This window comes from Mesorhizobium sp. M4B.F.Ca.ET.143.01.1.1 (assembly GCF_004792275.1).
Classification (GTDB): domain Bacteria; phylum Pseudomonadota; class Alphaproteobacteria; order Rhizobiales; family Rhizobiaceae; genus Mesorhizobium; species Mesorhizobium abyssinicae.
In genome coordinates, this window is sequence record NZ_SRSR01000006.1 from 431481 (window position 1) to 450346 (window position 18866).

The window sequence follows — 18866 nt, forward strand, 5'->3', positions numbered from 1 at the left end:
CTCCGCTAGACCTTGTGTTTCACGTGAATCATCTGCGCCAAAGCCAGCCCGACAATGTTTCACGTGAGTCATTTACCGATGCAGAACTGCGAAAAGATGACGTCGAGCATGTCTTCCACATCGACCGCGCCGGTGATTCGTCCGAGCCTGTCCGAGGCCAGGCGTAGCTCTTCGGCGCGCAACTCCTGGCTTCGCTCGTGCCCGGCCAGCGCCGTTCGCAGGTGATCATTTGCATCTTTGAGCAATTCGACATGGCGCAAGCGCGACGGCAGCACGTCGCCGATATCGCCAACAGAAGCTGCGGCGCGACGGCCGACCTCCGCCAGCAGATCGGACAGCCCGGTGCCAGTCCTGATCGAGATCACCGCGTCATAGAGTTTCGCGCGATCAACAAGCAGTTCACCCACAGCCAGGTCCGCCTTTGTCCCGATCCTCAGCAGCGGCGCATCGGACGGCACCGCGCCAGGATCGACGGGCGACGCCATATCCTCCAGCAGCAGCAGAAGGTCCGCGCCGCCCGCCTTGGCGCGCGCCTTCTCGATGCCGATCGCCTCCACCTTGCCGGGCGCCGCGCGCAGGCCGGCCGTATCGGTGACGCGGACTCGCATCCCTTCGAGGTCCAGCACCACTTCGAGCAGATCGCGCGTCGTGCCCGGCTCGTCGGTCACGATCGCTGCCTCCCGCTTGGCCAACGCATTGAAAAGGCTGGACTTGCCCGCATTCGGCGCGCCAAGGATGACAACCTCGAACCCGTCGCGGATGATCTCGGCGGCCCGGAACCCGTCGATGTGGCGATCGATCTCGCCGATCATTGCCCGCACATCCGACCAGACCGCGTCCGAAACGGATCCCGGCACGTCATCCTCGTCGGCAAAGTCGATCTCCGCCTCGATCATCGCCCGCGCATGGATCAGCCGCCGCCGCCATTCGGCGTATAGCTCGCTCTGCGCCCCCTCGGCATTGCGCACCGCAAAGCGCCGCTGCGCCTCGGTCTCGGCATTGACGAGATCGGCCAGCGCTTCGGTCTCGACCAGATCGAGCCTGCCGTTGAGAAAGGCGCGGCGCGTGAATTCGCCGGGCTCCGCATGCCTGACACCGTCAAAGCCGGCGATGGTCTCCAGCATCTTCGCCGCCACGGCGCGGCCGCCATGCACCTGGAACTCGGCGACGTCCTCTCCGGTGAAGCTGCCCGGTCCGGGGAAGAAGAGAACGACGCCGTGGTCAATCACCGATCCGTCCGTCGCGATGAGCTTGCGATAGGCGGCGGCGCGCTCCTTGACCATGCCGCCGGCGATCGTTTCGACCACGAATCGAGTCCTGGGGCCGGAGATGCGGATGACCGCGATGCCGGCCGGCAAGCGGCCGCTGGACAAGGCAACAATCGAATCGCTCAAAATCATTTGCCCGCTCTACCGAACCGCCCTAGCTTCCCGCGCAACTCTGTTAACCGAGCATGCCGTCGTGACCTTGCCCGCGCAAAACCTGCTGGCCGAAGAAGCCAGCCCCTATCTCCAGCAGCACAGCGACAATCCGGTGCATTGGCGCGGCTGGTCGCCGGCTGCGCTCGCCGAAGCCAGGGAGCGCGGACGCCCGATCCTGCTCTCGATCGGCTACGCCGCTTGCCACTGGTGCCATGTCATGGCGCATGAAAGCTTCGAGAACGACGCCGTGGCCGCCGTCATGAACCGGCTGTTCGTCAATATCAAGGTCGATCGCGAGGAGCGGCCCGACATCGACCAGATCTATATGGCGGCGCTGCATGCGATGGGCGAGCAGGGCGGCTGGCCGCTGACCATGTTCCTGACGCCAGACGGCAAGCCATTCTGGGGCGGCACCTATTTTCCGCGTGAGGCCCGCTACGGCCGGCCAGGCTTCATCCAGGTGATGGAGGCGGTCGACAAGGCATGGCGGGAGAAGCAGGAAAGCCTCGGCCAGAGCGCCGACGGCCTGACCAGCCATGTCGAGGCGCGGTTGGCGGGAAGCCATGGCAAGGCCGTGCTCGACCGCGACACGCTCGGCGATCTGGCCGGCCGTATCGACGGCATGATCGACCGCGATCTCGGCGGCCTGCGCGGCGCGCCGAAATTCCCCAACGCGCCGTTCATGCAGTCGCTCTGGCTGTCCTGGCTGCGCGACGGCGCCGCTTCGCACCGCGATGCCGTGCTGCTCAGCCTCGAGAAGATGCTGGCCGGCGGCATTTATGATCATGTCGGCGGGGGATTGAGCCGCTATTCCACCGACGCCGAATGGCTGGTGCCGCATTTCGAGAAGATGCTCTACGACAACGCCCAGCTCCTGCGCATGTGCAATTGGGCCTTTGCCGCCACCGGCAATGATTTGTTCCGGATACGAATCGAAGACACGGTCGCCTGGCTGCTACGCGAGATGCTGGTCGACGGCGGCGGCTTCGCCGCCAGCCTCGATGCCGACAGCGACGGCGAGGAGGGGCTGTTCTACACCTGGAACCGCGACGAGGTCGAAGCCGTGCTTGGCGACGATACCGCCATGTTTTTCAAATACTTCGACCTCGCTAGCCCACATGGCTGGGAAGGCAAGCCGATCACCCGCCAAACCGCCGACCAGCAAAAGCAAAGCATCGTCGACCATGCCTTGCTGGTGCCGTTGAAGCAGAAGCTCCTGGCCGCCAGGGAACGGCGCGTCAGGCCCGGCCGCGACGGCAAGGCGCTGACCGACTGGAACGCCCTGATGATCACCGCGCTTGCCGAAGCCGGCCGTGCCCTGCAGCGGCCCGACTGGATCGGGGCCGCGGCGCGGGCCTTCGCCCACATCGTCGAAGCGAGCCATGACGGCCGCCTGCCGCATTCCATGCTCGGCGCCAGGAAACTGTTCCCGGCGCTGTCGAGCGACTATGCCGCCATGACAAATGCCGCCATCTCACTGTTCGAGGCCACCGGCGAGACGACCTATGTCGATCGCGCCAGGCATTTCATCGCGCTGCTCGACCATTGGCACCAGGATGCCGACAAGACCGGCTACTATCTGACGGCGTCCGACAGCGCCGATGTCCCGATCCGCATCCGCGGCGACGTCGACGAAGCGATCCCGTCCGCCACCGCCCAGATCATCGAGGCGCTGGTGCGGCTGGCGTCGGTCACCGGCGATCTCGATCTTCAGGAAAAAGCCTGGACGACCGCCGAGCACGCCATGGGCCGGGCCGCCCAGCAGGCCTATGGCCAGGCCGGCATCGTCAATGCCTGCGCGCTGGCACTCGAGCCCCTGAAGCTGGTGCTGATCGACAATCTAGAGAGGTCAAGCCTCGTTCCGGTTGCGAATCGGAATCCCGACCCGCGCCGGGTGGATATTGTCGTGCCGGTCGGTACGGAAGCGAATCGACCGGCCTTGCCGGGTGGGGTGGTGCCACCCACCGAAAAGCCGGGCGCCTGGCTGTGCACCGGGCAGGTTTGCCTGCCGGTGGTTACCGATCCGGAGGAGTTGGAGAAGTTGCTACGGCGAGGGTAGTCGGAAGCGGCCTACGAAGCGTTTCTCAGCTGGCTCGCAGTTTCAAGCGCTGGCGCTGCCCCTCATCTGGCTGCCGCCATCTTCTCCCCGCGAACGGGGAGAAGGGGCTGTCGACACCGGCTTCGCTAACCACCGACCTTGCAAGAGAAGCGCCGGCATCGCGGCCAGCCTCTTTCTCCCCGTTCACGGGGAGAAATGCCCGGCAGGGCAATGAGAGGCGGTGCTGACCTCTGCGATTGGCTGCCAGCGACCGAGACAGATTTCCTGACGAAGGCGAGGGGAGTTCCCCGCTATGACCGACCCTCCCCACAAGGGGGAGGATAGCCCAATCACGTATTCATCGAATCGAAGAAGTCGGCGTTGGTCTTGGTCTGCTTCAGCTTGTCGATGAGGAACTCGATCGCGTCGGTCGTTCCCATCGGCGCCAGGATGCGGCGCAGCACGAAGATCTTCTGCAGGTCCGCGCGCGGCACCAGCAGGTCTTCCTTGCGGGTGCCGGACTTGAGGATGTCCATGGCCGGGTAGATGCGCTTGTCGGCCACCTTGCGGTCGAGCTGGATTTCGCAGTTGCCGGTGCCTTTGAACTCTTCGAAGATGACTTCGTCCATGCGGCTGCCGGTATCGATCAGCGCGGTGGCGATGATGGTCAGCGAGCCGCCTTCCTCGATGTTGCGGGCGGCGCCGAAGAAGCGCTTCGGGCGCTGCAGCGCGTTGGCGTCGACACCGCCGGTCAGCACCTTGCCGGAGGATGGCACCACGGTGTTGTAGGCGCGGCCGAGGCGGGTGATCGAATCGAGCAGGATGACGACGTCGCGGCCATGCTCGACCAAACGCTTCGCCTTCTCAATCACCATTTCGGCGACCTGGACGTGGCGGGCGGCCGGCTCGTCGAAGGTCGAGGAGATCACTTCGCCCTTCACCGAGCGCTGCATGTCGGTCACTTCTTCCGGCCGCTCGTCGATCAGAAGCACGATCAGATAGCATTCCGGATGGTTGGCGGTGATCGAATGGGCGATGTTCTGCATCAGCACCGTCTTACCGGTGCGCGGCTGCGCGTTGATCAGTGCGCGCTGGCCCTTGCCGATCGGCGCCACCAGGTCGATGACGCGCGGCGAGATGTCCTTCGAGGTCGAATTGTCGACCTCCATCTTCAGCCGCTTGGTTGGATAGAGCGGCGTCAGATTGTCGAAGTGGATCTTGTGCCGGATCTTTTCGGGATCGTCGAAATTGATGGTGTTGACCTTTAGCAGCGCGAAATAGCGCTCGCCCTCTTTGGGGCTGCGGATCGGTCCTTCGACGGTGTCGCCGGTCTTCAGCGAAAAGCGGCGGATCTGCGAGGGTGAGATGTAGATATCGTCGGGACCCGGCAGGTAGTTGGCATTGGCCGAGCGCAGGAAGCCGAAGCCGTCCTGCAGCACTTCTACGACGCCGTCGCCGATGATCTCGATATCCTGGGCGGCGAGTTTCTTCAGGATCGCGAACATCAGCTCCTGCTTGCGCATGACGCTGGCGTTCTCCACCTCGAGCGATTCGGCATAAGCGATCAGCTCTGGCGGCTTCTTGTTCTTGAACTCGGTGAGTTTCATTTCTTGCATTAGATGGACTCTGGGTAGGCTTTGGGGAGAAAAATCGGCTGGATGCGACAAATGCCGGGCGCGGCCGAAAGCGAAAAAATGGGGCGGCGCATGACGGGAAGGAAGACCCGTCTTTTATCGTCGCTCGTCTGAAAGAGCAAGCCGCCTTTTGCGCCGTCGCGGGAAGCCTCAGAACGGCTTCACGACGACCAGGATGACGATGACGATCAGCAGCAATGTGGGGATCTCATTGACGATCCGCCAGTGGCGCGCGGGCTTTTCATTCTTGTCCTCGGCGAATTTCCGCACCGCCCCGGCGAGATAGCCATGCAGCCCCGACAATACAAGGACCAACGCTATCTTGGCGTGCAGCCAGCCGCCATGGAAAGCAAAGCCCTTCCATGCCAGCCAGAGCCCGAAGACCCAGGTCGCGATCATCGCCGGATTGATGATGGCTCTGAGCAGCCGGCGCTCCATCACCTTGAAGGTTTCCGACTGCGCCGATCCCTTCTCGGCATCGGCATGATAGACGAAGAGCCGAGGCAGATAGAGCGTGCCAGCCATCCACGAGATGACGGCGATAACATGGATGGCCTTGGCCCACAGGTAGAAGCCGTCGGACGCCACGAAGTAAAGCAGCGCGGTCGCGACGACCAGAGCGGCGATGCCAATCACCATCCGCTTCATCGCCTGGCCGGTGCTGTTGGTATTGTCAGCCATCAGCGCGTCGCGCTCCGCACCTGTTTCACCATCGCCTCGACATGCGCGATCGGCGTCTCCGGCGTGATGCCGTGTCCGAGGTTGAAGATCAGCGGCCCGCCGCCCAGCGTCCTCAGGATCGCGTCCACGCCGTCGGCCAGCGCCTTGCCGCCGGCCACCAGCCGGAGCGGATCGAGGTTGCCCTGCACGGCGCCGCCAAGCTGCAATTCCTTCGCCATCGAGAGCGGCACCGTCCAGTCGAGGCCAAGCCCGGTGATGCCGGTCTTGGAGCGATAGTCGCGATAGCGCTCGCCGGCGCCTTTCGGAAAACCGATGATCGGCACATTCGGGTGGACCGCCTTCACTTGCCTCGCGATCTCGGCCACTGGCTCGACGCAGAAAGCCTGGAAGGAAGGCTCGTCCAAAACACCGGACCAGGAATCGAAGATCTGCACCACATCGGCACCCGCTTCGATCTGGCGGATAAGATAAGCGGCCGAATGATCGGCCAGCACTTTCAACAGCCGTGCGAAGGCCTCCGGCTCGCGATAGGCGAAAAGCCGCGCCGGCGCCTGGTCCGGCGTGCCTTGGCCTGCGATCATATATGTCGCCACCGTCCAAGGCGCGCCGCAGAAGCCGATCAGCGTCGTTTCATCAGGCAATTTGGCACGCAGCCGGCGAACGGTCTCGTAGACCGGTTCGAGATTCACGTGAAACATATCGCCGGTGAGGCCCGCAATCTCCGCCGCCGAGATCGGCGTCAGCATCGGCCCGCGACCCTCCTCGAAGCGAACGTCTCGGCCGAGCGCGTTGGGCACCACAAGGATATCTGAGAACAGGATCGAGGCGTCGAAGCCGAAGCGTGCGATCGGCTGCAGCGTCACCTCCACCGCAAGGTCCGGATCGTAGCAGAGATCGAGGAAGGAGCCGGCGCGCTTCCGGGTCTCTCTATACTCCGGCAGATAGCGGCCGGCCTGGCGCATCATCCAGATGGGCGGGGGAAAGACAGGCTCGCCCCTCAAAACGTCCAGCATGATCCGTTTTCCAGGCATTCAGCGTCGCCTCTCGAGGGTCCTCTTAAATCAAATATCTATTTTAAAAGAGTCTTCTGATTCTAAGAGTCTGTTGGTTGTGGTGGTTGCGACCTGTCCAGCCTGCCGCCCGAAAAGGCCAGTCAGCATATTGTCGCGCGGTCCCGATCGCAATTTGGAGGGTTCTGGGGAAGAACCGGAATTCCCCTTCCGAGTCAACAGCTTGACCTTTCGCTTCCAAACTTCGGCCTGTGGATGATATCGGCCAAGAAAAGTTGATCCCCAGTTTTGTCCCCAGCGCCCCGACAAAGCCTACAGCAGGGCGAATTGTGGACAACCCACCATCTGATACAGTCGCTCTCGCCGCCTTCGCGTCTTTGTCCGATCTTGTCCACAACTGCCCACAGCCTGGAACCCGCGCCTGTGAACAAACCCCAGAGCTTCTTTCACCTGCACCTGATTTCCGACGCCACCGGCGAGACGCTGCTGGCGGCCGGCCGCGCTGCCTCCGCGCAATACAAAGACGCGCGCGCCATCGAGCACATCTACCCGCTGATCCGCACCGAAAAGCAGGTGGCCAAGGTGTTCGAGGATATCGAGGAAGAACCCGGCATCATCCTCTACACCGTCGTCGACCAGAAGCTCGCCCGCGGCATCGATGAGCGTTGCGCGGCGATGGGCCTGCCTTGCGTCTCGGTGCTCGAGCCGGTGCTTGCCGTCTTCCAGTCCTATCTCGGCACCCCGGCCGGCCGCCGTGTCGGCGCCCAGCACGTGCTCGACGCCGAATATTTCCGCCGCATCGATGCGCTGAACTTCACCATGGAGCATGATGACGGACAGCTGCCCGCCAACATGGACGATGCCGACATCGTGCTGATCGGCATCTCGCGCACCTCCAAGACGCCGACGAGCATCTATCTCGCCAACCGCGGCATCAAGACCGCCAACATTCCGATCGTGCTCGGCGTGCCGGTGCCGGAAAGCCTAGTCAACGCCCGGACGCCATTGATCGTCGGCCTGGTCGCCACCGCCGAGCGCATCTCGCATGTTCGCCAGAACCGCATCCTCGGCAACACCAGCACCTATGTGCCGTCCGACTATGTCGACCGCGCCGCGATCAGCGAGGAGCTCGCCTACGCCCGCCAGATCTGCACAAGGCATGGCTGGCCGATGATCGATGTCTCCCGCCGTTCGATCGAGGAAACGGCGGCGGCGATCGTTGCTCTGCGGGGGAAGTCGAGATAGAGGAGCAAAGAAACTAGTTTTGCGAGTCACCTTGGCGGAGGTCGGCGCCGCCCCTCACCTGCCTGCCGGCATCCTCTCCCCGTATAGGGACGGGGAGAGGGGCGCTGGTGTCTATGGTTTCGCCAATCGCCAGCGCTGCTGGAAAGAGCGCCTGCGCTGAAGCTGGCCCTTTCTCCCCGTCTCTATACGGGGAGAAATGTCCGGCAGGACAATGAGGGGCGGCGCCAACTCTACAAGAGCAAGGCTTTGCATACACCAACCGTTCCCTGTCCGCGTCCGAGTACAAAATGACCGAGAAAATCATCCTTGCCTCCGGCAGTCCGTTCCGCAAGGCGATGCTGGTCAATGCCGGCGTCGAGATCGAGGCGGTGCCGGCCGAGGTCGACGAGCGCGCGCTTGAGGCGCCGCTCAAGGATAGCGGCGTGTCGCCGGAGGACGTCGCGCTGGTGCTTGCCGAAGCCAAGGCCACCGAGGTCAGCGAACGCCGGCCGGGCGCGCTGGTGCTCGGCTGCGACCAGACGCTGTCGCTCGGCGACGAGGTGTTCCACAAGCCGGCCGACATGGAAGGCGCGCGCCGCCATCTGCTCGCGCTATCCGGCAAGACCCATCAGCTCAACAGTGCCGCCGTGCTTGCCCGCGACGGCGAGGTGCTGTGGCGGCATGTCGGCGTCGCCAGCCTCACCATGCGCAAACTCGACCCCGCTTTCATCGGCCGGCATCTGGCGCGCGTCGGCGCCAGGGCATTGTCGAGCGTCGGCGCCTACCAGATCGAGGGCGAAGGCATCCAGCTCTTCGAAAGAATCGAAGGCGATTATTTCACCATCGTCGGCCTGCCGCTGCTGTCGGTGCTGAAAGAATTGCGCGCGCTGGGGGCGATCGATGGCTGAGAAGAAGGCCTTCGTCACCGGCCACCCGATCGCGCATTCGCGCTCGCCGAAAATCCATGGCCACTGGCTGACCAGATACGGCATCGACGGCAGCTACCAGGCGATCGATGTCGCCCCCGATGATTTCGCCGCCTTCCTGAACGCGCTGCGGGACAACGGTTTCCAGGGCGGCAATGTCACCATCCCGCACAAGGAGGCGGCCTTCGCGCTGGTCGAGCGCCGCGACGAGGCGGCGGAAGCGATCGGCGCCGTCAACACGCTTTGGTTCGAGGACGGGAAATTGTGGGGCGGCAACACCGACGCCCACGGCTTCGCCGCCAATCTCGACGACTACGCGCCGGGCTGGGCAGCGAATGGCCCGGCCGTGGTGCTTGGCGCCGGCGGTGCGTCGCGCGCCGTCATCCATGCGCTGAAAGAGCGCGGCGTCGGCGACATTCGCATCGTCAACCGCACGCTGGCGCGGGCCGAGGAGCTCAGCCATCGCTTCGGCGCCGGCGTTTCCGCGCATCGCGCCGACGCTGTCGGCGACCTGCTCGCCGATGCCGGCCTGCTCGTCAACACCACGGCACTTGGCATGCATGGCAATGAAGGACTGTCCGCCGATCCGGCCGGCCTGCCGGACCATGCCATCGTCACCGACATCGTCTATGTGCCGCTGGAGACGCCGCTGCTCGCCGCCGCTCGTGGGCGCGGCCTGTGGATGGTCGATGGGCTCGGCATGCTGCTGCATCAGGCGGTGCCCGGTTTCGAACGCTGGTTCGGCACGCGGCCCGAGGTCACCGCCGAGCTCAGGCGGATGATCATTGCCGACATCGAAGCCCATTGATGAGGCGCCGGATATGATCGTGCTCGGCCTCACCGGATCGATCGGCATGGGCAAGTCGACGACGGCGAAGATGTTTGCCGAGGCCGGCGTGCCGGTGCACGATTCCGACGAGACGGTGCATCGCCTCTATGCCGGCCAGGCCGGCCCGCTGGTCGAGGCCGCCTTTCCCGGCACCACCGATGCGGGTGTCGTCGACCGCGCCAGGCTCGGCGCGCGGGTGCTCGGCGACGCCGTCGCGCTGAAGCGACTGGAAGCGATCATCCATCCGCTGGTCCGCGCCGATGCCGACGCCTTCCTTGCCAGGCACCGCGCCGCCGGCGCACCGCTCGCCGTGCTCGACATTCCCTTGCTGTTCGAGACCGGCGGCCGCGACCGCGTCGACAAGGTCGTGGTCGTCACCGCCCCGGCCGAGGTGCAGCGCGCGCGCGTGCTGGCGCGTCCCGGCATGAGCGAGGCAAAGCTGGCGGCGATCCTCGCCAAGCAGGTGCCCGACGCCGACAAGCGGCGGCAGGCCGATTTCATCGTCGACACCGGCCAGGGCTTTGACGCCGCGCGCGCCGCCGTCGCGGCCATCATCGCCGAATTGGCGGGGGATAAGTCGGGCAAGGGCGCTTCCTGACGCCTGCTGTCAGCAGTCCCCATTGCCATTTTGTTCCGTTGGATGATTCTGCTCGTTCAGAGTGGACTGATTCGATGCGCGAGATCATTTTCGATACCGAAACCACCGGCCTCGACATGCGCGAAGACCGCATCATCGAGCTCGGCGGCGTCGAGCTGGTCAACCGCTTCCCGACCGGCCGCACCTTCCACAGATTCATCAACCCGCAGGGACGGGCGGTTCATGCCGAGGCGCAGGCCGTGCATGGCATCAGCGCCGCCGACCTGGTCGGCAAGCCGATCTTTTCGGAAATCGCCGAGGAGTGGCTGGCCTTCACCGACGGCGCCAAGCTGATCGCCCACAACGCCAATTTCGACATCGGCTTCCTCAATCTCGAATTCGGCCGGCTCGGCCATCCCGCCATCGATGTCGGCCGCGTCGTCGACACGCTGGCGCTGGCGCGCCGCAAGCACCCGATGGGCCCGAACTCGCTGGACGCGCTCTGCCGCCGCTACGGCATCGACAATGGTCACCGCACTAAGCACGGCGCGCTGCTCGATTCCGAATTGCTGGCCGAGGTCTATATCGAGCTCATCGGCGGCAAGCAGGCGGCGCTGATCCTCGATGCGGTGGCGGTGCAGATGAACGGCGCCGGCGAGGTGGCCGACATCGACATCTCCATCGGCGCGCGGCCGATCGCCTTGCCGCCGCGTCTCACCGAGGCCGAGCGCGCCGCGCATGCCGGCCTGGTGCGCACGCTCGGCGAAAAGGCGCTGTGGCTGAAGGTGGAAGCCGAAGCCGGGGCGGCACAGAACTAACACCGTCCTGCCGGCGTCTCATATAAAAAGCCCGGCGCGAGGCCGGGCTTTTCGATACCTAATGAAGAGCGGATCAGCTCACCTGAACCTTGGCCGCCGCCTGGTCCTCGGCCAGCTTCTGCTGGAACATCTGCGCGAAGTCGATCGGGTCGAGCATCAGCGGCGGGAAGCCGCCATTGCGGGTTGCTTCGGCGATGATCTGGCGGGCGAACGGGAACAGCAGCCGCGGGCATTCGATGAACAGGATCGGCAGCATGTGTTCCTGCGGGAAGCCGCTGATGGCGAAGACGCCGCCATAGACCAGCTCGACGTTGAACAGCACTTCCTGGTCGAAGGAGGCCTTGGCGTTCAGCGTCAGGTTGACGTCGAACTGCTTGTCCGAGAGCGGATTGGCGTTGACGTTGACATTGATGGCGATGCCCGGAGCCTTGTCGCGGCCGCGCAGCGAATTCGGCGCGCCGGGGCTCTCGAAGGACAGGTCCTTCACATATTGGGCAAGTACGTTGAGTGTCGGCTGCGCGTTGCCGTTGCCGTTGGCGGCGCCGGTCGGCGCGTCGTCTTTGCTGGCCATGAGCCTTTGTCCTTTTGCCTGGGCAGCCTTGCTGACCGGATTGAAACCGGGGGTTCGCTACCATGGTCGGCATGACAAGACAAGGTTTGCCGCCTCGGCGCGGGATCACAGTTGCGACCGATCTCCGTCGCAGATTCCTGTCGGGGAACCTCGGCGCACTTGACCGGAAATTGTCTAGTCGTCCTTGAGGCGGCGCCAGGGCGAATTGTGGTCGGGGCCGCGGGTGTAATCGTCGCCGCGCGAATAGTCGCTGTCGTCGAGATCGATCGTCTTGCCGCGCGGCCGCGCCTGGAAGCCGGCGCTGAAGCTGGTCGCCAGCACGATGCGGCTTTTCAGCATCCGCCAGGCGAGGTCCCGCACCGGCGGCAACAGCAGCAGGATGGCGAGGATGTCGGTGATGAAGCCGGGGATGATCAAGAGGATCGCCGCCAGCACGATCATCGCGCCATGCGCGAGCTGGCTGCTCGGATCGCGCCCGGCATCCATTTCCGCCCGCACCCGCGCCATCACGCCGAAGCCCTGGTGTCGCAGCAACAGGCTGCCGGCAATCGAGGAGGCCAGCACCAGGCCGACTGTCGCCAGCGCGCCGACCTGGCGGCCGACGACGACGAAGCCGGCGATTTCCAGAAGCGGCAGCGCGAGGACGAACAAGGGGAGCAGTGAAATACGCAATTCCTGGCCGATCGTTTCCATGTTTTCCCGGCCAGCGTGCAATCGCCGCTGGCACCGGACCCGTTAGATAGGTATGCCTGCCTTTGATTTGAATGATTGCGCCTAGCGTTCTATATGCTTTGAGTGTTGAACGCTATGCGACCGCGGCCCGATGCTGGCCGGCGGTCCGGCCAGGACAGGGATCGAATTGGCGGAAGATATGGGATTCTTCGACTTCGGCACGATTTTCTTTCTGATTGCGGCGGTTGTGATCTTTTTCCAGCTGCGCAACGTGCTGGGCCGTCGCACGGGCAGCGAGCGCCCGCCCTTCGACCCCTATTCGGCAAGCCGCACCCGCGAGCAGGATGCCGGCCAGAAGGCCGAGAATGTCGTCTCGCTGCCGCGCAAGCGGGCGCCTGGGGAGCCGGCCGTCGACGCCTACGCCGAGATCGACGCCTTCGCCAAGCCCGACACCGATCTCAACAAGGGTCTGAGGACGATCAAGGATAACGATGCGTCTTTCGACCCCAAGGGCTTCGTCGATGGCGCCAAGATGGCTTACGAGATGATCGTCATGGCCTACGCCGATGGCGACCGCAAGACGCTCAAGAACCTTCTCTCGCGCGAGGTCTTTGACGGCTTCGTCGCCGCGATCGGCGAGCGCGAGGCGAAGGCGGAGAAGATCCAGTCCTCCTTCGTCGGCATCGACAAGGCCGATATCGTCGCCGCCGAGATGAAGGGCGGCGAGGCGCACATCACCCTGCGCATCGTCAGCGAGCTGATTTCGGCGACCCGCGACAAGGCCGGCGCCGTCATCGACGGTGACCCCGAAACCGTCGCCGAGGTCAAGGATGTCTGGACCTTCGCCCGCGACACGCGCTCGCGCGATCCGAACTGGAAGCTCGTCGCCACCGAAGAAGAAGATTGAGCCCGGGCGGCGGCGGTGTCGCTCTCTTCCCTTTTCAGCGAAAAATCCTTTGGCGCACTGCCCGGCTGGGGTGAGGACGACCACCGCGCCGCCTTTGCCGCCTTTCGCCGCTCGGCCTTCCATGTCCTGACCAAGCCCTACCGCAGCGGCTCGCTGGGCGTCGGCTTCGAGGCCTTTGCCGGGGCTTATCAGGAGGCGCGGGCTGTTTCGCTGCCGAATCGAGCCGAAGCCCGGGCCTTCTTCGAACGCCATTTCGTTCCCGCCCATGTCACCGCCGAACACGGCGGCGCCGGCCTCGTCACCGGCTTCTACGAGCCGGATGTCGAGGCCTCGCCGGTGCGGACGGACCGTTTCACGGTGCCGCTGCTGTCACGCCCGGCCGATCTGATCGACGTCCAGGACGCCAACCGGCCGGATGGCATGGATCCCTATCTCGCCTTCGCCCGCACGACCGAAAATGGGCTGGCCGAATATTTCGACCGCTGCGCCATCGAGCGCGGCGCGCTTGCCGGCAAGGGGCTGGAGATTGCCTGGCTCGCCGACAAGGTCGACGCATTCTTCATCCATGTGCAGGGCGCTGCGCGGCTGAAGATGACCGACGGCCGGCTCTGCCGCCTCACCTACGCCGCCAAGTCCGGCCAGCGTTTCACCGGGCCCGGCAAGATCCTGAGCGAGCTCGGCGAAATCCCGCTGGCCAAGGTGACGATGCAGTCGATCCGCGCCTGGTTCAGGGCGCACCCGGATCGCGTCGACGAGATCCTCTGGCAGAACCGCTCCTATATCTTCTTCCGCGAGGCGGCAGTCGACGATGCGGCGCTCGGTCCGATCGCCGCCGCCAAGGTGCCGCTGACGCCGGGCCGTTCGGTTGCCGTCGACCGGCTGCTGCACACATTCGGCACGCCCTTCTACATCGACGCGCCGACGCTCGCCGCTTTCGGCGACGGGCCGTTCCGGCGCCTCATGATCGCGCAGGACACCGGCTCGGCCATCACCGGCCCGGCGCGCGGCGACCTCTTCGCCGGCTCGGGCGACGCCGCCGGCGAGATCGCCGGCGTCGTCCGCAACGCCGCCGATTTTTATGCGCTGATCCCGCGCCAGCTCGTTTCGGGGGTGGTGTTATGACCCGCCGTATCGACAGGCTGAGCGAAGACGACCGCGTCCTGTGGAACCTGGTGGCGCGCACGGCCAAGCCGCTCAAGGGCAAGGCCGCCGTCGACGTCGCCGATTTCAGGGTCGAGCCGAAACCGGCGCCGACGCCTGCTCCCGTCAACGGCGCTCCATCCGTCGCGGCAAAGCCCAGGACCCAGCATGTCTCGCATGCGCTGGACGACCAGACCCTGAACAAGCTGTCGAAGGGCCGCTTGCCGCTCGAAGGCCGCGTCGACCTGCACGGCATGACCCAGGACGAGGCCTATTCGCTGCTGTTTTCATTCCTGCACCGGGCCCATGCCGGCGGCATCCGCTATGTGCTGGTCATCACCGGCAAGGGCTCCTCGTCCGGCGGCGACGGCGTGCTGCGGCGTTCGGTTCCGGCCTGGCTGTCGACGCCCGCCTTCCGGCCGCTGGTCTCCAGCCACGACCATGCCGCGCGCAACCATGGCGGCTCCGGCGCGCTCTATGTCCGCTTGCGCCGGACCCGCACATGAAGACACGCACATGAGAGCGCTGGCATGACCCCGTTCGGCGAGAAGCTGCGGGCGCTGCGCGCCGAGCGCGGCCTCAGCCAGAAGGCGATGGCCGAGGCGATCGGCGTCAGCGCCGCCTACCTGTCGGCGCTTGAACATGGCCGCCGCGGCGCGCCGACCTGGACGCTGATCCAGAAGATCATCGGCTATTTCAACGTCATCTGGGACGATGCCGAGGAACTAGCCCGCCTCGCCGAGGCTTCGCATCCGCGGGTGCGGATCGACACGTCGGGCCTGACGCCCGCCGCCACCGAACTCGCCAATCTCCTGGCTGAAAACATCGAGAAGCTGGACGAGGCGGAGCTTCGCCGGATCACGGCTTCGGTCCGCGCGGCCCTTGGCCGGCGGACGTGATGCGCGGCGCGAATTGCTCCGGCGCCGGCATCGGCTTCACATGAGGCGATGCCCGCTGGCCGGTAGCCAGCGGGCATGTTGCGAGATCACTTCGCGCCGGTCTGGCCGCCGCGACCGCCATGGTTGTCATGGTCGCCATGCTCGTGTCCGCCGCCCAGGCAGCTCGAATCGCTGGTGCCGCAACAACGGCCGCTCCACAGGGCGTTGGTCTTGGTCTCGGCACAGCTGACGGTCTGGTCCGCCAGCGCGGATCCGGCCATGGACGAGACCGCGACAGCGGCGAGAAGGGCATTTCGCAGAAAAGCAGTCATTTGAAGTCTCCAGGGTTGGTTTCTGTACGCGGCTGTGTGTCGCCGGCAGAGACCGTCTGGTTCACGGATGACTGCAAAAAGTTGGAAGGGCGGCGCGGGACGCGGCCAGCAAGTCTCATTTGACGTTGGCGCTGCCCCTCATCCGCCTGCCGGCACCTTCTCCCCGTATAGCGACGGGGAGAAGGGAGCTGGCCGCTACGTTGGGGCAATTTTGCAATGCGGTGCGCGCAGCGTCCCCGTCACTATACGGGGAGAAATGCCCGGCAGGGCAATGAGGGCGGCGCCAACCTATGATGTAAAAGCAGCCAAGGGCGGTACCAGCCCGCCTCAACGCTTGGAATGCAGACTCGATCGTCGGTTACTGCACCGCGCCGACCAGCACCTGCTGGCCGCCGCGGATCGACACCCAGCGTCCGGTGTTGTCGATCGCTTGCCGCTTTAGGAAGCGGTAGCCGGTCTCGTCCCAGGCCTTGACCTTGTCGTTCAGGTTGTCGAGCACGTAGTCGCCCTCGTCGGTGCGCACCGTCAGCACCGCATGGCCTTCGCCGTCGGGCTTGCGCACGACGGTGATCAGCAGGTCGGCGAGCGACACGCCCATGCGGTAGAGCTGGCGGCGCTTTTCGAGCACATAGTCCTCGCAGTCGCCGACGCCCTTGTCGGGATAGGCCCAGACCTCGTCCTTGCCGTAGATGTCGTAGTCGCTCATCGGCTTGACGGCGGCGTTGACCTTGGCGGTGATGCTGACGAGCTTGCGCAGGAACGCATCGGTCATCTTGGCCGGCGCCAGATTGCTCGGGCGGATCGAGCATTCGCCCGGATTGGCCTTGCAGAAATCGTAATGTCCGATCGGCTGCGAAGTCAGCCCTCCGGTCATCATCGCTCCCGCCGCGAATGCGGGCGCCGCCCACAATCCCGAAATCGCCAGCCCTGCGACCGCACACAAGCGCAGCGTCCGTGCCATCGGTGAGGAAATCATAGTCCCCGTTCGCCCTTGTTGTTAACGAAACGTTAAGGGCGATTTACAGTCCGTGTCAATTACGAGTCTGGCCTGATTGGCGGCATGGTTACTTCCGCGATCCTGACAGCGGCACTTGTGCAACAGCGGGATCCGGATATGCCGAAAGCCGCCGTCGCGGCGGCCCGACCTTGCGGTCTTGCTCAGCCCTTGGCCGAGCGCACCAGCTTGGGCTTTGCCGCGACGCGGGTCTGGCGGCCGTAGCTGGTGATGAAGTCGACGATGCGCGGCACGATTTCGGAGCGGAAGCGCGAGCCGTTGAAGACGCCGTAATGGCCGACCGCCGGCTGCATGTAGTGGGCCTGCCGGTCGGCCGGGATGTTGACGCACAGATCGTGCGCGGCCTGGGTCTGGCCGAGGCCGGAAATGTCGTCGTTCTCGCCCTCGACGGTGAACAGCGCGACGTTGCGGATCGCCGAGGTGTCGACGGCCTCGCCGCGATGCATCATCTCGCCCTTGGGCAGGGCGTGGCGGACGAACACGGTGTCGACCGTCTGCAGGTAGAATTCCGCCGTCAGGTCCATCACCGCCAGATATTCGTCGTAGAAGTCGCGGTGCTTCTCGGCATTGTCGCCGTCATGCTTCACCAGGTGCATGAAGAAGTCCTTGTGGGCGATGATGTGGCGGTCGAGGTTCATGCTCATGAAGCCCGACAGCTGCAGGAAGCCGGGATAGACCTCGCGGCCGAAGCCGGGCACCGGCCACGGCGCCTGCATGATGACGTTGTCGCGGAACCAGCCGCTGCCCTTTTCCTCGGCGAGCAAATTGACCGCCGTCGGATTGCGGCGGGTGTCGATCGGCCCGCCCATCAGCGTCATCGTCGAGGGCACGAACGGGTCGCCGCGCTTTTCCATCAGCGCCACCGCCGCCAGCACCGGCACCGAGGGCTGGCACACCGCCATCACATGGGTGTCGGGACCGAGCGCATGGAACATCTCGATGATGTAGTCGATATAGTCGTCGAGATCGAAGCGGCCGTCGGCCAGCGGCACCATGCGGGCATCGACCCAGTCGGTGATGTGCACGTCGGCATAGGGCAGCATCGCCTCAACCGTGCCGCGCAGCAGCGTCGCATAGTGTCCCGACATCGGCGCCACGATCAAAAGCTTCGGATCGGGCTTGCGGCCGGCGGGGACGGCCCGCTCGAAACGGATCAGGTTGCAGAAAGGCTTCGACCACACGGTCTTTTCGCTGACGTCGACGCTCTTCCAGTCGACGACGGTCTTGTTCAAGCCGAATTGCGGCTTGCCGTAGCGGCGCGTGGTGCGCTCGAACAGTTCGGCGGTTGCCGCCACCGAGCGGCCCCAGGGCGTGTGCGCGATCGGATTGAGCGGGTTGGTGTAGAACATCTTCACCGCGTCGGCATAGACGCGAGCTGGCTGCAGCGCGGCGTGGTTCAATTCGTAGAGCTGGTAGTACATCGAGAAGACCCCGCTGCTGCTGCGACCCAAGGACGACGTGCAGCGCCGAGCCTCAAATGTCTCGCGGCGAGGTTAACAAGATATTGTTGCGATGCAATACGTCATGTCGAGTGATCAATGGTTCTTTCGGCCAAAGCGTTGAGAATCGGCCTTGGCGGGCGGCAGCCGGCTCACTGTGCGCTGCGGAAGTGTGCAGGAAATATGTCCGGCCCTCTGGCCGGACATGTCAGACATATCACACCCGCGCCATGCACACGGCGGTGTGGCCCGAACCGATGAAGCCGAGCTGGCTGGCTGCGCCCTTCGAGAGATCGAGCACGCGCCCCTTGATGAACGGGCCGCGGTCGTTGATGCGCACCACGACGCTGCGGCCGTTGTTCTTGTTGGTCACCTTGAGCTTGGTGCCGAAGGGCAAGGTGCGGTGCGCGGCGGTCAGCGCCGACGGGTTCATGCGTTCGCCGGAAGCGGTGCGCGAGTGCAGCGCGTACCAGGAGGCGCGACCGCATTGCGCGGCGGCGGAGGAGGCGGAGGCGCCGACCATCAGGCCAGCCGCTACCGTTACCGCGACAAGCGCGGTTTGCTTTGTCTTCATCATCTTTGGGGAATGGCTCCGTTTGGACAGACCCCAGCCGTTAGGAAGCAATTAAGGCAGGAAATGCGGCCGCCATCTGGCGGTTCCATGGCAACGGCACACGTTTGGAGTCGCCGGGAAACAGTTTGTCATGAGTCTTCCCGGCTTGCGCGTATTCTCGATGATCATTCGCACCGGTCT

General features: G+C 64.8%; 20 protein-coding genes. 10 read left to right on the top strand and 10 right to left on the bottom strand.

The genetic code is table 11. The features are described 5' to 3' along the window. Window positions 1–68: 68 nt before the first annotated feature. Window positions 69–1400, bottom strand: coding sequence for a tRNA uridine-5-carboxymethylaminomethyl(34) synthesis GTPase MnmE (gene mnmE / locus EN786_RS18110; RefSeq protein ID WP_135908704.1), 1332 nt, complete (start codon window positions 1398–1400; stop codon window positions 69–71). A gap of 61 nt (window positions 1401–1461) precedes the next feature. Here mnmE and EN786_RS18115 point away from each other — a divergent pair, with 61 nt between their 5' ends. After that, on the top strand, window positions 1462–3480 hold the full coding sequence (locus tag EN786_RS18115) for a thioredoxin domain-containing protein (RefSeq protein ID WP_127309282.1): 2019 nt from the start codon (window positions 1462–1464) through the stop codon (window positions 3478–3480). A 329-nt stretch (window positions 3481–3809) separates the two neighbouring features. Here the strand turns inward: EN786_RS18115 and rho are convergent, their stop codons facing one another. From rho to hemE, 3 genes are all read right to left on the bottom strand, one after another. Next, window positions 3810–5075, bottom strand: coding sequence for a transcription termination factor Rho (gene rho / locus EN786_RS18120; protein ID WP_127284079.1), 1266 nt, complete (start codon window positions 5073–5075; stop codon window positions 3810–3812). Between the two features lie 168 nt (window positions 5076–5243). Continuing rightward, window positions 5244–5774, bottom strand: coding sequence for a protoporphyrinogen oxidase HemJ (hemJ, locus tag EN786_RS18125; protein ID WP_127309281.1), 531 nt, complete (start codon window positions 5772–5774; stop codon window positions 5244–5246). Continuing rightward, window positions 5774–6805 carry a uroporphyrinogen decarboxylase gene (gene hemE / locus EN786_RS18130; protein ID WP_127309280.1) on the bottom strand — a complete coding sequence of 344 codons (1032 nt, stop codon included), beginning with the start codon at window positions 6803–6805 and terminating at the stop codon, window positions 5774–5776. The genes hemJ and hemE overlap by 1 nt, the downstream gene beginning before the upstream one ends. 402 nt (window positions 6806–7207) lie before the next feature. Here hemE and EN786_RS18135 point away from each other — a divergent pair, with 402 nt between their 5' ends. The 5 genes from EN786_RS18135 (at window position 7208) to dnaQ (ending at window position 11158) form a co-directional block, all read left to right on the top strand. Further along, the gene (locus tag EN786_RS18135) at window positions 7208–8029 is read left to right on the top strand and encodes a pyruvate, water dikinase regulatory protein (protein ID WP_127309279.1); all 822 of its coding nucleotides are present in this window, start codon (window positions 7208–7210) and stop codon (window positions 8027–8029) included. A 287-nt stretch (window positions 8030–8316) separates the two neighbouring features. Next, the gene (locus EN786_RS18145; protein ID WP_127309278.1) at window positions 8317–8916 is read left to right on the top strand and encodes a Maf-like protein; all 600 of its coding nucleotides are present in this window, start codon (window positions 8317–8319) and stop codon (window positions 8914–8916) included. Next, the gene (locus EN786_RS18150; RefSeq protein WP_127309277.1) at window positions 8909–9742 is read left to right on the top strand and encodes a shikimate dehydrogenase; all 834 of its coding nucleotides are present in this window, start codon (window positions 8909–8911) and stop codon (window positions 9740–9742) included. The genes EN786_RS18145 and EN786_RS18150 overlap by 8 nt, the downstream gene beginning before the upstream one ends. Before the next feature lie 13 nt (window positions 9743–9755). After that, the gene (gene coaE, locus EN786_RS18155) at window positions 9756–10361 is read left to right on the top strand and encodes a dephospho-CoA kinase (protein WP_127309276.1); all 606 of its coding nucleotides are present in this window, start codon (window positions 9756–9758) and stop codon (window positions 10359–10361) included. Between the two features lie 74 nt (window positions 10362–10435). Continuing rightward, window positions 10436–11158, top strand: a complete 723-nt coding sequence (gene dnaQ / locus EN786_RS18160; protein WP_127287128.1) for a DNA polymerase III subunit epsilon — start codon at window positions 10436–10438, stop codon at window positions 11156–11158. Between the two features lie 73 nt (window positions 11159–11231). On the opposite strand, the gene secB is transcribed toward dnaQ, so the two are convergent. Continuing rightward, window positions 11232–11729, bottom strand: coding sequence for a protein-export chaperone SecB (secB, locus tag EN786_RS18165; RefSeq protein WP_126057318.1), 498 nt, complete (start codon window positions 11727–11729; stop codon window positions 11232–11234). A gap of 174 nt (window positions 11730–11903) precedes the next feature. After that, window positions 11904–12401 carry an FxsA family protein gene (locus EN786_RS18170; protein ID WP_127309284.1) on the bottom strand — a complete coding sequence of 166 codons (498 nt, stop codon included), beginning with the start codon at window positions 12399–12401 and terminating at the stop codon, window positions 11904–11906. 199 nt (window positions 12402–12600) lie between these two features. Here EN786_RS18170 and EN786_RS18175 point away from each other — a divergent pair, with 199 nt between their 5' ends. Genes EN786_RS18175 through EN786_RS18190 form a run of 4 tightly spaced genes read left to right on the top strand, consistent with a single transcriptional unit; the run spans window position 12601 to window position 15347 of the window. After that, window positions 12601–13308, top strand: coding sequence for a Tim44/TimA family putative adaptor protein (locus EN786_RS18175; protein WP_127309275.1), 708 nt, complete (start codon window positions 12601–12603; stop codon window positions 13306–13308). Between the two features lie 15 nt (window positions 13309–13323). Continuing rightward, window positions 13324–14430, top strand: a complete 1107-nt coding sequence (locus EN786_RS18180) for a murein transglycosylase A (RefSeq protein ID WP_127309274.1) — start codon at window positions 13324–13326, stop codon at window positions 14428–14430. Further along, window positions 14427–14954 (top strand): Smr/MutS family protein, encoded by a 528-nt coding sequence (locus EN786_RS18185; protein WP_127309273.1) that lies wholly within the window; start codon window positions 14427–14429, stop codon window positions 14952–14954. Before EN786_RS18180 ends, EN786_RS18185 begins: the two co-directional genes overlap by 4 nt. Window positions 14955–14978: 24 nt before the next feature. Further along, window positions 14979–15347, top strand: coding sequence for a helix-turn-helix transcriptional regulator (locus EN786_RS18190; protein ID WP_126057313.1), 369 nt, complete (start codon window positions 14979–14981; stop codon window positions 15345–15347). A gap of 86 nt (window positions 15348–15433) precedes the next feature. Here the strand turns inward: EN786_RS18190 and EN786_RS18195 are convergent, their stop codons facing one another. The 4 genes from EN786_RS18195 to EN786_RS18215 all read right to left on the bottom strand — a co-directional run bounded on the left by EN786_RS18195 (window position 15434) and on the right by EN786_RS18215 (window position 18689). Continuing rightward, window positions 15434–15658, bottom strand: a complete 225-nt coding sequence (locus EN786_RS18195) for a hypothetical protein (RefSeq protein ID WP_127284873.1) — start codon at window positions 15656–15658, stop codon at window positions 15434–15436. Between the two features lie 358 nt (window positions 15659–16016). Further along, window positions 16017–16634 carry a transglutaminase-like cysteine peptidase gene (locus tag EN786_RS18205; protein WP_127284872.1) on the bottom strand — a complete coding sequence of 206 codons (618 nt, stop codon included), beginning with the start codon at window positions 16632–16634 and terminating at the stop codon, window positions 16017–16019. 182 nt (window positions 16635–16816) lie between these two features. Beyond that, on the bottom strand, window positions 16817–18094 hold the full coding sequence (locus EN786_RS18210) for a polyhydroxyalkanoate depolymerase (RefSeq protein ID WP_127309283.1): 1278 nt from the start codon (window positions 18092–18094) through the stop codon (window positions 16817–16819). A 235-nt stretch (window positions 18095–18329) separates the two neighbouring features. Continuing rightward, window positions 18330–18689, bottom strand: a complete 360-nt coding sequence (locus EN786_RS18215; protein WP_127284871.1) for a septal ring lytic transglycosylase RlpA family protein — start codon at window positions 18687–18689, stop codon at window positions 18330–18332. Window positions 18690–18866: the final 177 nt, after the last annotated feature.

Bases quoted from the DNA above. Each gene is read 5' to 3' on its own strand.
- secB (WP_126057318.1), bottom strand. From the start codon at position 11,729: ATGGCCAGCAAAGACGACGCGCCGACCGGCGCCGCCAACGGCAACGGC.
- EN786_RS18190 (WP_126057313.1), top strand. From the start codon at position 14,979: ATGACCCCGTTCGGCGAGAAGCTGCGGGCGCTGCGCGCCGAGCGCGGC.
- mnmE (WP_135908704.1), bottom strand. From the start codon at position 1,400: ATGATTTTGAGCGATTCGATTGTTGCCTTGTCCAGCGGCCGCTTGCCG.
- dnaQ (WP_127287128.1), top strand. From the start codon at position 10,436: ATGCGCGAGATCATTTTCGATACCGAAACCACCGGCCTCGACATGCGC.
- hemE (WP_127309280.1), bottom strand. From the start codon at position 6,805: ATGCCTGGAAAACGGATCATGCTGGACGTTTTGAGGGGCGAGCCTGTC.
- EN786_RS18215 (WP_127284871.1), bottom strand. From the start codon at position 18,689: ATGATGAAGACAAAGCAAACCGCGCTTGTCGCGGTAACGGTAGCGGCT.
- EN786_RS18205 (WP_127284872.1), bottom strand. From the start codon at position 16,634: ATGATTTCCTCACCGATGGCACGGACGCTGCGCTTGTGTGCGGTCGCA.
- EN786_RS18185 (WP_127309273.1), top strand. From the start codon at position 14,427: ATGACCCGCCGTATCGACAGGCTGAGCGAAGACGACCGCGTCCTGTGG.
- EN786_RS18150 (WP_127309277.1), top strand. From the start codon at position 8,909: ATGGCTGAGAAGAAGGCCTTCGTCACCGGCCACCCGATCGCGCATTCG.
- EN786_RS18210 (WP_127309283.1), bottom strand. From the start codon at position 18,094: ATGTACTACCAGCTCTACGAATTGAACCACGCCGCGCTGCAGCCAGCT.
- coaE (WP_127309276.1), top strand. From the start codon at position 9,756: ATGATCGTGCTCGGCCTCACCGGATCGATCGGCATGGGCAAGTCGACG.
- EN786_RS18195 (WP_127284873.1), bottom strand. From the start codon at position 15,658: ATGACTGCTTTTCTGCGAAATGCCCTTCTCGCCGCTGTCGCGGTCTCG.
- hemJ (WP_127309281.1), bottom strand. From the start codon at position 5,774: ATGGCTGACAATACCAACAGCACCGGCCAGGCGATGAAGCGGATGGTG.
- rho (WP_127284079.1), bottom strand. From the start codon at position 5,075: ATGCAAGAAATGAAACTCACCGAGTTCAAGAACAAGAAGCCGCCAGAG.
- EN786_RS18175 (WP_127309275.1), top strand. From the start codon at position 12,601: ATGGGATTCTTCGACTTCGGCACGATTTTCTTTCTGATTGCGGCGGTT.
- EN786_RS18145 (WP_127309278.1), top strand. From the start codon at position 8,317: ATGACCGAGAAAATCATCCTTGCCTCCGGCAGTCCGTTCCGCAAGGCG.